The 14,443-nt window shown below is 50.0% G+C and carries 12 protein-coding genes and 2 tRNA genes; 4 read left to right on the top strand and 10 right to left on the bottom strand.

Annotated features, from left to right (window positions below; all coding sequences use genetic code 11):
• Positions 1-191: 191 nt before the first annotated feature.
• The 5 genes from ACO7SM_RS11995 to mdtK form a co-directional block, all read right to left on the bottom strand.
• Positions 192-268: transfer RNA gene (locus ACO7SM_RS11995), tRNA-Val, on the bottom strand.
• 3 nt (positions 269-271) lie between these two features.
• A tRNA-Val gene (locus ACO7SM_RS11990) sits at positions 272-348 on the bottom strand.
• Positions 349-639: 291 nt separating this feature from the next.
• Positions 640-1,983, bottom strand: coding sequence for a cation:dicarboxylate symporter family transporter (locus ACO7SM_RS11985; protein WP_490467732.1), 1,344 nt, complete (start codon positions 1,981-1,983; stop codon positions 640-642).
• Between the two features lie 271 nt (positions 1,984-2,254).
• The gene (gene ompC / locus ACO7SM_RS11980; RefSeq protein WP_490467731.1) at positions 2,255-3,394 is read right to left on the bottom strand and encodes a porin OmpC; all 1,140 of its coding nucleotides are present in this window, start codon (positions 3,392-3,394) and stop codon (positions 2,255-2,257) included.
• Positions 3,395-3,827: 433 nt separating this feature from the next.
• A complete protein-coding gene (mdtK, locus tag ACO7SM_RS11975; RefSeq protein ID WP_490467730.1) occupies positions 3,828-5,201 on the bottom strand; it encodes an MdtK family multidrug efflux MATE transporter in 1,374 nt (457 codons plus the stop codon).
• A gap of 218 nt (positions 5,202-5,419) precedes the next feature.
• Between mdtK and ACO7SM_RS11970 the strand changes: the two genes are divergently transcribed.
• The gene (locus ACO7SM_RS11970; protein ID WP_490467729.1) at positions 5,420-6,061 is read left to right on the top strand and encodes a riboflavin synthase subunit alpha; all 642 of its coding nucleotides are present in this window, start codon (positions 5,420-5,422) and stop codon (positions 6,059-6,061) included.
• Between the two features lie 40 nt (positions 6,062-6,101).
• Here the strand turns inward: ACO7SM_RS11970 and cfa are convergent, their stop codons facing one another.
• Together cfa and punC are read right to left on the bottom strand one after the other, a co-directional pair.
• The gene (gene cfa / locus ACO7SM_RS11965; protein WP_490467728.1) at positions 6,102-7,250 is read right to left on the bottom strand and encodes a cyclopropane fatty acyl phospholipid synthase; all 1,149 of its coding nucleotides are present in this window, start codon (positions 7,248-7,250) and stop codon (positions 6,102-6,104) included.
• Positions 7,251-7,541: 291 nt separating this feature from the next.
• Entirely contained in the window at positions 7,542-8,747 is a 1,206-nt protein-coding gene (gene punC, locus ACO7SM_RS11960) for a purine nucleoside transporter PunC (RefSeq protein ID WP_490467727.1), read from the bottom strand.
• Between the two features lie 113 nt (positions 8,748-8,860).
• Here punC and punR point away from each other — a divergent pair, with 113 nt between their 5' ends.
• Positions 8,861-9,793 (top strand): DNA-binding transcriptional activator PunR, encoded by a 933-nt coding sequence (gene punR / locus ACO7SM_RS11955; RefSeq protein WP_490467726.1) that lies wholly within the window; start codon positions 8,861-8,863, stop codon positions 9,791-9,793.
• On the opposite strand, the gene purR is transcribed toward punR, so the two are convergent.
• On the bottom strand, positions 9,790-10,815 hold the full coding sequence (gene purR, locus ACO7SM_RS11950) for an HTH-type transcriptional repressor PurR (protein ID WP_203357959.1): 1,026 nt from the start codon (positions 10,813-10,815) through the stop codon (positions 9,790-9,792). The genes punR and purR overlap by 4 nt on opposite strands.
• Positions 10,816-11,111: 296 nt before the next feature.
• Here purR and cydH point away from each other — a divergent pair, with 296 nt between their 5' ends.
• Positions 11,112-11,201 (top strand): cytochrome bd-I accessory subunit CydH, encoded by a 90-nt coding sequence (cydH, locus tag ACO7SM_RS11945; protein ID WP_003029209.1) that lies wholly within the window; start codon positions 11,112-11,114, stop codon positions 11,199-11,201.
• Between the two features lie 165 nt (positions 11,202-11,366).
• A complete protein-coding gene (locus ACO7SM_RS11940) occupies positions 11,367-12,533 on the top strand; it encodes an MFS transporter (RefSeq protein WP_192612094.1) in 1,167 nt (388 codons plus the stop codon).
• Positions 12,534-12,586: 53 nt separating this feature from the next.
• Here ACO7SM_RS11940 and sodB read toward each other — a convergent pair whose 3' ends face one another.
• Together sodB and ACO7SM_RS11930 are read right to left on the bottom strand one after the other, a co-directional pair.
• Complete coding sequence (sodB, locus tag ACO7SM_RS11935; RefSeq protein ID WP_490467725.1) at positions 12,587-13,168, bottom strand: superoxide dismutase [Fe]; 582 nt, start codon at positions 13,166-13,168, stop codon at positions 12,587-12,589.
• Between the two features lie 126 nt (positions 13,169-13,294).
• Complete coding sequence (locus tag ACO7SM_RS11930) at positions 13,295-14,125, bottom strand: C40 family peptidase (RefSeq protein ID WP_490467724.1); 831 nt, start codon at positions 14,123-14,125, stop codon at positions 13,295-13,297.
• Positions 14,126-14,443 lie beyond the last annotated feature (318 nt).

Raw genomic sequence — 14,443 nt, 5'->3', positions numbered from 1 at the left:
GGCAACAAGCATTACACAGAGAGCGGAGATGCTATGGCGCTACTTTCTATAAAAAGCGATTTTGTAAAAACAGACAATGGTGGAAATGCGTTGCTTTCGCGAGTAATACAGAATGGGTCTTTAAGAAAAGGGAGTGAAATCTTAAGGGAGATACGAAAATGCAGAGAGCACCAGATCACAAAACTATGAAATGGTGCGTCCGAGTGGACTCGAACCACCGACCCCCACCATGTCAAGGTGGTGCTCTAACCAACTGAGCTACGGACGCAAATGGTGCGTTCAATTGGACTCGAACCAACGACCCCCACCATGTCAAGGTGGTGCTCTAACCAACTGAGCTATGAACGCAACGTTGTAGGTGACAACGGGGACGAATATTAGCGGCAGAGTTAGAATGAGGCAAGAGGGAAATGGTAATTTTCTTTCTGAATTCACTCGATCGCAGAGTATTTAAACAAGTTGATTATATTTTGTTGATATTGCAGCGTGTTTTTTACGCATTGTGCCTATTTTGGCCTGGGAGGGACTGGCGAATTATCCGGGATGTGGGGTTGGGTCGCTAACCCTCAGCGTGTGCTCCCGAGGTACAGGGGCTCGCGCTGAGGAGACAGATATGCTTGAGTAAACCCTGAATGCGGGTTAATTCAGCGTTGCACTGTGTTGTTGTTCCTGACCTTTTTCACTCAGCAACCGGGTTGCCAGAACACCAGACATCATTGAGCCATTCACATTGAGGGCAGTCCTTGCCATATCGACGACAGGTTCTATCGCAATAAAGATACCGACCAGCGCCACCGGGAAGTTTAGCGTTGAAAGAACGATCAGTGATGCAAATGTGCCACCGCCACCCACACCGGCGACGCCAATCGATCCCAACGCGATCGCGGGAAGCAAGGTTGCCAGGAAATGAAGAGATAACGGATCGACCCCCATTGTTGGCGCAATCATCGCCACCATAATGGCAGGATAAATGCCCGCGCACCCGTTTTGTCCCATACTGGAGCCGAAGGACGCCGCAATATTGGCAATCGTATTCGGTACGCCATATTTTTCTTGTGCGGATATCGCCAGAGGAATTGATGCAGCGCTACTGCGTGAGACAAAGGCAAAGGTGAGCACGGGCCAAACGGTTTTAAAGTAGTGAATGGGATTTTTACCACTCAGCACCAGTAAAATAGCGTGAACGATAAACATCATTGCCACAGCCAGATAACACGCGGCAATAAATCCCAGCAGGCTGGTAAATTGTGAAAACTGATATGTCGAAAATACGTTAGCCATTAATGCCATGACCCCATAGGGCGTCAGTACAATAACGATACGCACCATCTTCATTACCCAAATCTGTAGGGCATTAATACCCGCACTTAATTTTTTACCTTCTTCGGGAGCGTCTTTTTTGACTTTTAACAGCGCGACACCGGCCAGAAGGGTAAAAATGACGATACCAATGACGGAAACGCTTCTTGCCCCGGTAAGGTCGAGGAATATATTGGTGGGGATTAATGATGTCATTAACTGAGGTAATGATACCGCCGCCGTTTTGTTGACATCCTCCGCCGTTAACGTCGATTGCATATGGCCAAAGGCGCTGGCATCCAGTCCCAGCGTGTATGCTGTAAACAGCCCCACGAATCCGGCGATCATCACCAGGCACAACATGCAGGCGACGATGGTCAAAGACATCTTACCGATACCGGCATTGTTTTCGAGTTTGTTAATCGCAGAAAGAATGGAGATAAAAATCAGTGGAATTGCGACGAGCTTTAATAGGTTGACGTATCCATTTCCGATAATGCTATACCACTCAATAATGGTTTTGCTGTTTTCGGTAGTCATAAAATGGAGAGATATGCCGATGGCGGCGCCCAAAAAAATAGCAATGAAGACAGATCGGGAAAGGGATTGACTCTTCTGATCTATTTTAAATACACCCCATGAACAGATCAAAAAAAGCGCAACATAGGCGAGCGTGGTGAACATATTTTAAGCCTCTTGCCTCATTCAGCACCTGAAATGCCGGAAAGAGTTTGTTTCAGTGAGTAAATCTATGTCTTAAACAAGCCATAGAACCGGGCAAGATTATAAAGAGGTATGCCCTCTAAATGCACACAAAAATTGTGGAGTGGCAGTGATTTATGGGTAGGTGGTGAATATTAAGGCAACAACGGGGAAGGGTATTTGACCATCGCCAGCAGAATATAAGAAAAAAGCCCACCCATTACCGGGTGGGCGACTTGATACGGGGTAAATATTAGAACTGGTAAACCAGGCCTAAAGCAACGACGTCATCAGTTGCGATATCGTTACGGGAATAGAAGCTGTCGTCTTCATCCAGCAGGTTGATTTTGTAATCAACATAGGTGGACATGTTTTTGTTGAAGTAGTAAGTCGCACCGATATCAGCATATTTCACCAGATCTTTATCGTTGTCCGTACCGACCAGGTCTTTACCTTTAGACATCAGGAAAGAAACGGCCGGACGTAAACCGAAGTCGAACTGATATTGTGCAGTCACTTCAAAGTTCTGCGTTTTGTTGGCGATAGTATCAGAACGGCCACCATACGGCGTCATATTGCGGGTTTCAGAATACATGGTGGCCAGATAGATGTTGTTAGCATCATATTTCAGGCCAGTCGTCCATGCATCCGCTTTGTCGCCACCTGCGGTTGAATGGTTAACCTGCTCATTAGTACGATCGGAAGAGGTATATGCCGCACCGAAGCTGACGCCCATCCCCAGATCATACGTAGAGGAGATACCGAACCCGTCGCCGTTGGAATTTTTCACATTACGGTCGCCGCCATTGGCGGTACCTTCCTGGGTCGTACCGTCGAAGTAGACTTCGTCTGTGACCTGGTTTTCGTTAGCGCCCTGGTACTGCAGGGCAAAGCTCAGACCATCAACTAACCCGAAGAAGTTGTTATTACGGTAAGTTGCCACGCCATTCGCACGACCGGTCATGAAGTTGTCAGCTTTGGTATAGGAGTCACCGCCGAACTCTGGCAGCATATCGGTCCAGCCTTCAACGTCGTAGAGAACGCCGTAGTTACGACCGTAGTCGAATGAACCGTAATCACCGAATTTTAAACCGGCAAACGCCAGACGGGTGAAGCTGTTGCCATGGTCGCTTTCGGTGCTGTTGGCGTTTACCTGATACTCCCACTGACCGAAACCCGTCAGTTGGTCAGTGATCTGCGTTTCACCTTTGAAACCTAAACGCATATAAGTCTGGTCACCATCAGAGTTGGTGTCATCAGAGAAGTAATGCAAACCATCGACTTTGCCATAGAGATCTAACTTGTTACCGTCTTTGTTATAAACTTCAGCAGCGTGAACTGCACCAGCCGCCATCAGGGCTGGAATGACGATAGCCAATACTTTTCTTTTCATTTTATCCCTCAAATACAGAATTTATTTTTAGAAGATGGAACTAATTGCGATTCCTTGAATCAGGGACATCCTAAGCTGAATCTTAATAGTTCAGCAATTCCTAACTATTTATTAGTTGTTATTAGTTAATACAGCCGTAACTAACGGAAACACTCATTCATGGTGTGAATGAAATAATATTTCACATCAGTTTTGTGTATTTGTTTTAAATACCTAAATCGTTATAATTAGCGAGCCGTAGACCTGTGCGGCTCTTTTTATCGATAGTTTTGTGACTCAAATATGAGTTTTTAATTTATTTATTAAATCTATGATGAGAGGAATGAATATGTACCTGCGTGATATTCTACCTACGCAGTAGTACATTTATTCATCTATTGGATGCCGAACACACAATGTGTGTTCGGTTTTTTTTTAGGTGGGCATTGTGTATTTATCGCGCAGCGCGATGCAAAATAACCGTAGACGGTTGGCGTTGCAGGTATCGCATACGCAGCATCATAAGAATGGCTGCAGAGGTCAGACCGATAATAAAGCCTATCCAGAAGCCCGCCGGCCCCATACGGTCAACGACCAGGTCGGTTAACGCCAGGATATACCCGCTGGGCAACCCCAACACCCAATACGCGGTGAAGGTGATAAAAAAGATGGATCGCGTGTCTTTATAGCCACGTAAAATACCGCTGCCAATGACCTGAATGGAGTCGGAGATCTGATAAATCGCTGCCAGCAGCATTAACTGTGCCGCCAGCGCAACGACTGCCGGATTATCGTTATAGAGCAGGGCGATATGCTCTCGCAGTGTGACCGTGAAAATTGCCGTCATCATCGCCATGCAGACACCGACACCCAAACCGGTTCTGGCTGCGGTCTGCGCATCCAGTGTTGATCCCTGACCCAGACGATACCCCACCCGAATCGTCACCGCCGCTGCCAACGACATTGGCAGTACAAACATCAACGAACTGAAGTTGAGTGCAATCTGGTGACCCGCCACATCGACGATACCCAGTGGCGATACTAACAACGCCACCACGGCAAAGAGGGTCACTTCGAAGAACAGGGCTAATGCTATCGGCAGACCTAACTGGACTAACCGTTTCACCACGGCGGTGTCGGGTTTACTGAATCCTGGTTCATTACGAATATCGCGCATCGAACGTGCGCGCCTGATGTAGGAAACCATCGCGATAAACATCACCCAATACACCGCGGCGGTCGCAACACCACAGCCAACACCGCCCAGTTCCGGCATGCCAAAATGGCCGTAAATGAAGATGTAGTTAACCGGAATATTGACCAGCAGTCCGAGGAATCCCATGACCATGCCGGGCTTGGTTTTGGCTAATCCTTCGCACTGGTTACGCGCCACCTGGAAAAACAGATATCCTGGCGCTCCCCACAGCAGGGCGCGCAGATAACCGACGGCTTTATCGGCCAACGCCGGATCAATATTATGCATGGAGCGGATGATATACCCGGCGTTCCACAGCACGACCATGATGAGGACGGAGACACTCCCCGCCAGCCAGAATCCCTGGCGCACCTGATGGGCGATACGATCACGGCGTCCGGAACCATTTAACTGCGCAATGACGGGGGTCATCGCCAGCAGCAGGCCATGGCCGAACAGAATGGCCGGTAACCAAATGGATGTGCCAATGGCGACAGCCGCCATGTCTGTGGCGCTGTATCCACCGGCCATCACGGTATCAACAAACCCCATTGCGGTTTGGGCGATTTGCGCGAGAATCACCGGTATTGCCAGAGCTAATAACTGACGCGCTTCACTGATATACTTTTGCACGTATACACCTTGTTTTTTGTTGTTATTTGAGAGACCAGAAAAGCCGCCTTGATTGGCAGCAAGAAGAAGATGCAGGGGAATTTGCAGTCTATTGTAGCGGGGAATGTGTAATTCTCCAGTGAAAAAACAGGTGTGAGCGGCACTTTGCTGGCAACCTGAATTTTCACCTGCTATTGTGCTGGGCAGAGATTTTCAAACTGATTTCAGGAGTTGCAGGTATGTTTACGGGTATTGTGCAGGGCACCGCCAGAGTGGTGTCGATTGATGAAAAACCGAATTTTCGCACTCATGTAGTGGAATTACCTGAACACATGCTGGATGCGCTGGAGACGGGCGCGTCGGTGGCGCATAACGGTTGTTGTCTGACCGTGACCGAAATCAAGGGTAATCAGATCAGTTTCGATTTGATGAAAGAGACCTTACGTATTACGAATTTAGGTGAGCTGAACGTCGGCGATCTGGTGAATGTTGAACGCGCCGCCAAATTCAGTGATGAGATTGGTGGGCATTTAATGTCGGGTCATATTATGACCACCGCCGAGATCTCAAAAATTCTGACCTCAGAAAATAACCGTCAGATTTGGTTCAAAATACAGGATCCGCAGTTGATGAAATATATTCTGTACAAAGGATATATCGGCATCGATGGCATCAGCCTGACCGTTGGAGAAGTCACCGCAACGCGTTTTTGTGTTCACCTTATTCCAGAAACGCTTGAACGCACTACGCTGGGCAAGAAAAAGCTGGGCGCTCGCGTGAATATCGAAATCGATCCGCAAACCCAGGCGGTTATCGATACGGTTGAGCGCGTATTAGCGGCCCGCGACAGTGCCGCGAATAAGCTGGCGAATGACGCCTAAAAGATAAAAGTGGCCCCCGCAGAATTCGGGGGCTGCTCTGTTAGCGGGGAACGCGCAGACCGTGTTCAACACCGCGTGAAAAAACGACCTGCCAGAGTTGAATATCGCGGGCGCGAAATGCACCAGCGCAGGCATTCAAATAATAACTGAACATCCGCTTAAAACGCTCGCTGTAATTCTCTGCGATGTCAGGCCAGGCTTTAATAAAGCGTGAATGCCACGACATCAGCGTTGTATCATAATCGGCGCCAAAATTGTGCCAGTCCTCCATCACAAAATGCGGCTCGCTGGCGTTAGCAATCTGACGTACGGAAGGTAAGCAACCGTTCGGGAAGATATATTTATTGATCCACGGGTCGACATTGTTGTCGGTCTTTTTAGAGCCGATGGTATGAAGCAGAAACAGGCCGTCAGATTTTAAATTACGGTCAACCACCTCAAAGTAGGTGTCGTAGTTTTTGGGGCCGACATGTTCAAACATACCTACCGAGACAATACGATCGAACTGATCCTGTAAGTCGCGATAATCTTGCAGCAGAATGGAGACATCGAGTCCTTCGCAGCGCTGCTGCGCCATTTTCTGCTGCTCTGCCGAAATGGTCACGCCAACCACGCTGACCGCGTAATTGGCCGCCATATATTGCGATAATCCGCCCCAGCCGCAGCCGATATCCAGCACACGCATACCCGGTTTAAGCTGCAATTTTTCACAAATCATTTTTAGCTTCGCCTGCTGGGCAGATTCCAGAGTATCGGCCTCTTTCCAGTAGGCGCAGGAATATTGCATGTACGGGTCAAGCATCCGGCTGAAAAGATCATTACCAAGATCGTAATGCTCTTTGCCGACTATCCAGGCGCGTTTTTTACTTTGCAGGTTGAACAGGCGTGCGCCTGCGATGCGAAGTGTATCTTTGAAATGGTGAGGAAGTTGATTTTCGAGGCCTGCGCGCAAAACTTTATTGAAGAAAATATCCAGTCGCTCGCACTCCCACCAGCCATCCATGTAACTTTCACCTAAACCCAGCGAACCTTCCTGCAATACGCGTTTGAAAAAATCGGGGTTTTTGACTTGAATATCCGCCGGGGCAGGGCCGTTGATAGCAACGCCTGCACGGCTCAGTAATTCGTTGGTGATACGGTACCAGTCATCATCCGGTACACTGACTTCTTCTATACACGATGAACTCATAGTTTCTCCATCACGGGTCGTGATCAGAACCTTAAAACAGCGTAGACGCTTTTTGGCTTTGTGAGAAATCTCACGGAAAAAGTCCGCGAGCCTATAATCCGACGTAGAACAGAGGAAGGGAGAACCCTTGCCGAAAAGACCATTCCCTGGTTAAACGGGAGCGCTCCGGCTCCCGTTAGAACGTAATATTTATCGTATTTTTGTAACAACCGAAAATGAGTATAGGCCTCTATTTTCGGTGAAACAACCCAAAAATGTTAGCGAGCTAATGAGTGGCTGTTATCGCTATTTTTAGTACGAATCGTTGTGTGCCATCTCAGAGTGCGTGGTGTGGTGCGTGGACTCACTCGCCTGCGACTGCATCCAATAGCCTAATCCTGCAAGCGCAACGGTTGATAACATGACGCTGGTGGTCGTCAGCAACGGCGTGCTGATTAACCACGAGACGACCAGACTGGCGAAGAAACAGAGACCCAACTGCAGTGTATTCTGCAATGCGGCGGCACGCCCGGTGGCTTGGGGGAATGGACGCAATGCCTGAGCCACAACAATAGGGTAAATTGCGCCGTTGGCGATAGCCATGACACAGAAGGGGATCAGAATTTCGGTCAACGATACAGCGTTAATAAAACTGGTCGCCCAGGTCGCAACGACGCTCAATGCGAAGATGGCCAGTAACCAGGGTAACAGTTGTTGACCCTGCCATTTTTGTAACGCTGCACGGCAACCGTACCCACCAATCAGGAAGGCGATGGTTTGCGGAACATAACTAAGACCAATCACTGCGGGGCTATAACCCATTTCGCTAAGGATGAACGGCGAACCGGTTAACCATGCAAAGAAGCTGGCGGAACAGGCCGCGTAAATCAGCACGTTCCCGCGATAGGCTTTTGAACGCAGCAGGGTGGTGAACGTCAATTTATCCTGGCTATCGTTACGTGCTTTAGCGGTGGGTTTTAAACGCAGGGCTGGCAACATCAGGATCAGCGTAATCACAAACAGCGTGGCGAAAATGGCCTGCCAGGAAAAATGCGCGAGGATCCAGCTCCCTAACAACGGCGCAAGTGCAGGCGACAACCCGACCAGGGGCATGATGGTGGCAAAAATACGGTTAACTTTTTGCGAAGGATAGTAATCGGTTACCAGCGCCTGCCAGACAACGGTGGCAGCACACACGCCAATAGCCTGAATAAAGCGCAGCACCAGTAAGCCTGTTGCACTTTCTACCCACAGCATACCCAGACTTCCGAAGGCGAAGATGGACAAACCGAGCAATAATATAGGCTTACGGCCATAACGATCGGACAGCGGCCCCCAGGCAAGCTGGGCGATGGCGAACCCGGCTAAGAACAGGCTCAGACTGGCGCTGACGGCAGAGGCCGGTGTTTGCAGATCGGCCTGAATGGCAGCAAAAGCAGGTAAGTACATGTCTGTTGCCAGAAAACCCAGTACGCTGAGACCCGCCAGCCAGACTAAAAACCCTTTTCCCGGTTGCATAATACATTCTCTTTTTTTATCAGTAAGACATGGCCGCAGAGTGTAGGGAGTGAAATTCCTGTTGTGAAACGCTAATATTTGTCTACTGAGTTCAAAATTTTTGTAGGCAGAATATGTGGTCAGAATATTCCCTTGAAGTTGTTGATGCTGTCGCGCGCAATGGCAGCTTCAGTTCCGCCGCCCAGGAGCTGCATCGCGTGCCTTCTGCAGTCAGCTACACCGTACGTCAACTGGAAGAGTGGCTGGCGGTGCCCTTGTTTGAACGACGCCATCGGGATGTGGAATTGACGCCCGCGGGTGCCTGGTTTTTAAAAGAAGGTCGCTCTGTTATCAAAAAAATGCAGATCACCCGCCAGCAGTGCCAACAAATTGCTAACGGCTGGCGAGGACAGCTCTCCATCGCGGTGGACAATATTGTGCGGGCAGATCGCACCCGGCAGATGATTGTCGATTTCTACCGTCATTTTGATGATGTTGAGCTGATTGTTTCTCAGGAAGTGTTCAACGGCGTCTGGGATGCGCTGTCCGACGGACGCGTGGAACTGGCGATTGGGGCGACGCAGGCTATCCCCGTCGGTGGGCGCTATACCTTTCGCGATATGGGAATGTTGAGCTGGAGCTGTGTGGTGGCACGTCATCATCCTCTGGCGACGATGCCCGGCCCTTTGAGTGATGATACGTTGCGCAACTGGCCGTCGCTGGTTCGTGAAGACACCTCACGGACACTGCCTAAACGTATTACCTGGCTGCTGGATAACCAAAAACGGGTGATCGTACCGGATTGGGAGTCGTCAGCGACCTGCCTTTCCGCCGGGTTATGTGTCGGTATGGTGCCTACGCATTTTGCAAAACCGTGGATCGACAGCGGCAAATGGGTCGCATTAACCCTGGAGAATCCATTCCCGGATGCGGCATGTTGCCTGACCTGGCAGCAAAATGACACCTCGCCCGCATTAGCCTGGCTGCTGGAGTATTTAGGTGACAGTGAAACGCTGAATAAAGAGTGGCTGCGAGAACCTGAAGAGGTTCCCGCAGGGGAGGCTTAACGACGATAGTCGCGGAACGGACCATCAGCAACCGAACGACGTTCGATCAGTCGCGGGTGGACTTCAATAGACTGCGACTCTTCACGCTTGTTGACGATTCGGTCTAACAACATATTAAAGGCCGTTTCGCCCAGTGAGTCTTTCGGCTGGTGAATCGTGGTCAGTGCGGGGGTGAAATAGCGCGCGTTGCGCACATTGTCATAACCGATCACCGAAATATCTTGCGGTACGCGCAAACCCATTTCGTCGGCAGCGCACAGCGCCCCCATTGCCATGATGTCACCACCGCAGAATACCGCTGTGGGGCGATGGGTCTGAGAGAGGATCTGCTGCATTGCACGATAACCAGACTCGGGTTCAAAATCGCCCTGAACTATCCAGTTTTCCGGCACTTTTATCAGCGCTTCGTCCATCGCCTTCATAAAGCCCGCCAGGCGGCCAGCACCCGTGTTACGTTCCATTGGGCCAGGAATGACGCCAATCTCACGATGACCGCGCTCGACCAGATAACGACCGGCCATATAACCGCCTTCGAACGCGTTATCAATGACCGTATCGGTAAAGTCAGCTTTCGCTTCGCCCCAATCCATAACCACCATAGGAATATGGCGATACTCTTCAAGCATGGAGAGCAGGGACTCCGGGTATTCCGAACACATGACCAGCAGACCATCCACACGCTTTTGCGCCATCATGGAAAGGTAGGCCCGTTGTTTTTCGAGATTATTCCAGGCATTGCCAAGAATCAGGGTGTAGCCTTTCTGGAAGCAGTTTTTCTCAACGGCTTCAATAATCTCAGCGAAATAAGCGGCTTCACTGCTAGTTGCCAGCAGGCCGATAGATTTGGTGTGATTCACCTTCAGGCTGCGGGCGACGGCACTCGGGGAGTAGTGCAATTCTTTGATAGCAGCCCAGACAGCATTGCGCGTCTCTTCTGCGACAAAACGCGTCTTGTTAATTACATGTGATACGGTTGTAGTGGAAACGTTTGCTCGCTTCGCTACATCTTTAATTGTTGCCATTACATTTCACTCCAGACCATATCCAAACTCCTGAAAATACTGTAGGTAAACGTTTGCCTCTACACACCCTTATCGCAACATCAGGGTTGCGGCACGCCGGGAAAACGACACGAAACGTCAGGAGGGGGTCAATGGCCGGTACACTAATCAAGTAAGCGTGGAATTTTGTCTGATCTTGACGAAAAGGGGAAGAGTTAAAAGTGGTTATCAATATAAATCCTGGGAGATTTTTACATCCAAGTGTGTAAAAATGCGCAATATCACTTTTTGTGTGGGAATAAAAAGGAGCAAATTTGATGAGCACCGATCTGAAGTTTTCATTAGTAACCACTATTATTGTTCTGGGCTTGATCGTCGCGGGTGGTCTGACCGCCGCACTGCACTGATTTACCGTGAGGGAGCGTGCTCTCCCTCATTTCGTTACCCCTTCATTGTTACTCAATCAGCAAAAGTCTTTTGCCATTCTGTTAACTTTATTATTTTTGTGATTGATGTCATGCTTTTGGCTCTTATCGGGTGTCGCTTCGCGGCACGGTCAGCGGAGTCGACGTATGAAAATCAATTACCCCTTACTGGCGCTTGCGATTGGCGCATTTGGTATTGGAACCACGGAATTCTCTCCAATGGGGCTGTTGCCCGTCATTGCGCATGGCGTGAATGTCTCTATTCCCGCCGCCGGGATGCTCATTAGCGCTTATGCGGTGGGCGTGATGGTGGGCGCGCCGTTGATGACCCTGCTGCTTTCACACCGGGCTCGTCGTAATGCGTTGATTTTTCTGATGGCCATTTTTACGCTGGGCAACGTCCTGTCGGCCATTGCGCCGGATTACACCACCTTGATGCTATCGCGCATTTTGACCAGCCTAAATCATGGCGCGTTTTTCGGATTGGGTTCGGTCGTGGCGGCCAGCGTGGTGCCGAAACATAAACAGGCCAGCGCCGTGGCGACGATGTTTATGGGGCTGACCATTGCAAACATCGGCGGCGTACCTGCCGCTACATGGCTTGGGGAAACCATTGGCTGGCGGATGTCCTTTTTAGCAACGGCCGGGCTGGGGGTGATTGCGATGCTCAGTTTATTCTTCTCTCTGCCGAAAGGGGGAGCAGGGGAACGCCCCGATGTGCGTAAAGAACTGGCGGTCTTATTACGTCCGCAGGTGCTTTCTGCGCTGCTCACCACTGTGCTGGGGGCGGGGGCAATGTTTACCCTCTACACCTATATTTCCCCCGTTCTGCAAAACATCGCCCATGCTACGCCGGCATTTGTCACCGCCATGTTAGTTCTGATCGGCGTCGGATTTTCGATCGGCAACTATTTAGGCGGCAAACTGGCCGATCGTTCCGTCAACGGTACGCTGAAAGGTTTCTTACTGCTGCTGATGGTTATCATGCTGGCGATTCCTTTCCTGGCGCGCAATGACCTGGGCGCTGCGTTCAGTATGGTCGTGTGGGGCGCGGCAACATTTGCCGTCGTACCGCCTTTGCAGATGCGCGTGATGCGTGTTGCCAGTGAGGCGCCGGGGTTGTCTTCATCGGTGAATATTGGGGCATTTAATCTTGGGAATGCGTTAGGCGCGGCGGCAGGTGGCGCGGTGATTTCCGGCGGTCTGGGATATAGCTTTGTTCCGGTGATGGGCGCCATTGTGGCAGGGCTGGCGTTATTGCTGGTCTTTGTTTCAGCGAGAAGGCAACCTGAAACGGCATATGTCGCCAACTAAACGACTGAGTTGAAAATAAAAACGCAGAAGGTTTCCCTTCTGCGTTGTCGTATTTACGCCGCGAAGTTCTTCGCAACGAATTCCCAGTTTACCAGCGCCCAGAAATGCTCCAGGTAGCCAGGACGGGCATTACGGTAGTCGATGTAGTAAGCATGTTCCCACACGTCAACGGTCATCAGCGGGGTGGCATCCGTGGTCAGCGGAGTACCCGCGTTGGACGTAGAAACGATAGCCAGTTTGCCATCAGTCCCTTTTACCAGCCAGGTCCAGCCGGAACCGAAGTTTTTAATTGCAGCATCGGTGAACTGTGCTTTGAACTCAGCAAAGCTACCGAAGGACGCAGCGATAGCGTCAGCCAGTTTACCGGTTGGTTCACCGCCCGCGTTCGGGGCCAGGCAGTTCCAGTAGAACGTGTGGTTCCAGACCTGGGCTGCGTTATTGAATACGCCACCTTCTGAACTACGGACGATCTCTTCCAGCGATTTACCTTCAAAGGCGGTACCTTTGATCAGGTTATTAAGATTCGTTACATAGGTTTGGTGATGTTTGCCGTAGTGATATTCCAGCGTCTCAGCGGAAATGTGAGGTGCCAGGGCGTCTTTGGCATACGGTAATGCAGGTAATTCGAACGACATTGCTTCTCTCCTTATTATTAATATGGGTACGTACAATAGCCATAAAGTACGTAAGGATAGGGTAGCAAATTGAAAGGTGATGCAAAAGAAGAACTTACCCTGTTGCGTAACAAACAGGGTAAGAAATTAACGAATGGTTTTTGGCGTCATGACGCGGCGGGCGCCGACATAGTGGCGTTGCCAGTAATCTTCGCTCAATGAGGTTATCTGAATTTCCTGCCCTGAACGGGGGGACTGGATAAATTTACCATTGCCGACATACACGCCGACGTGATCCGCGGTACCGCGCCCCTGGGTTCGGAAGAAGACCAGATCGCCATTCATCAGTTCATCACGCTCAATCGGTGAGGCATCGCGAAGGTGGTACATTTCATTGGCTGTACGCGGAATACGGAACTTCACCAGATCTTTATAGGCGTAATAGACCAGACCGCTGCAATCAAAACCGGTGCGTGGCGACGTGCCGCCCCAGTGATACGGTTTGCCAATCTGATTCATCAATGTGGACATCGCCGTTTTGGTCGCTTTCTGTACTCTGACCTTATGTGCATCAGCAAGCGAAACTGGCGCGGTTTCTTTCACCTTCACGCAATGGGGCTTGCGGCCTTTGCGTGGCGTGCACTTTTCGCTCCAGGTGACGGCGGCTGTTTTTGCTGTTGTGGAGGAGACGCGGCGATGTGCGGTTTTGGTGGTTTTTGCGGGCGTGGTGGTGCGTTTTTTGGCCGAAGAGACCGTTTTTACGCTGGTTTTGTTAACGGTTTTTTTGACGGTTTTCTGACTGGTTTTGGTTGTTTTTTTACTGGCCGTCGCGTTCTTATGTTTATCTGCCGTTTTCGTTACATGAGAAACCGCAGGCGTCTCCCTGGTTTGCCGGGAAGCATTAGCCGGGGATGTGAAAGAGAGTGTCGAAAAAAGCAAAGCACAGAGCGTGATCGAAATCCGGTTTATTCGCGCCACTGAGCAGTCCTCTGGTTAATGCAGGCGGCTATCATGCCTGCGTGTGATTTACAAAACCTGTCGATTCTAATCTATAAAAGCACAGAAAGTTAATCGCTTTTATCATTTAAAACCTCGTTTCGTAAGCGACTGCAAAAAAAATCGACAGCGCGGACTAAAAATGGTCAGCGGAGAGTCCTGGGTGTGTTGTTTCACAGGATAAGGAATATAGAGAATGCAACTTATCGCACCAGGGGATAAAATAATAAAGCGTAATGAAAATGTTATTTTCCGTTGCCAGTCTGACCCGCTACAATGTCAGACTACTGCCGTAAAAGA

Source organism: Citrobacter sp. LJND-P06 (assembly GCF_058188415.1).
This window is presented reverse-complemented; position numbering and strand designations above follow the sequence as displayed.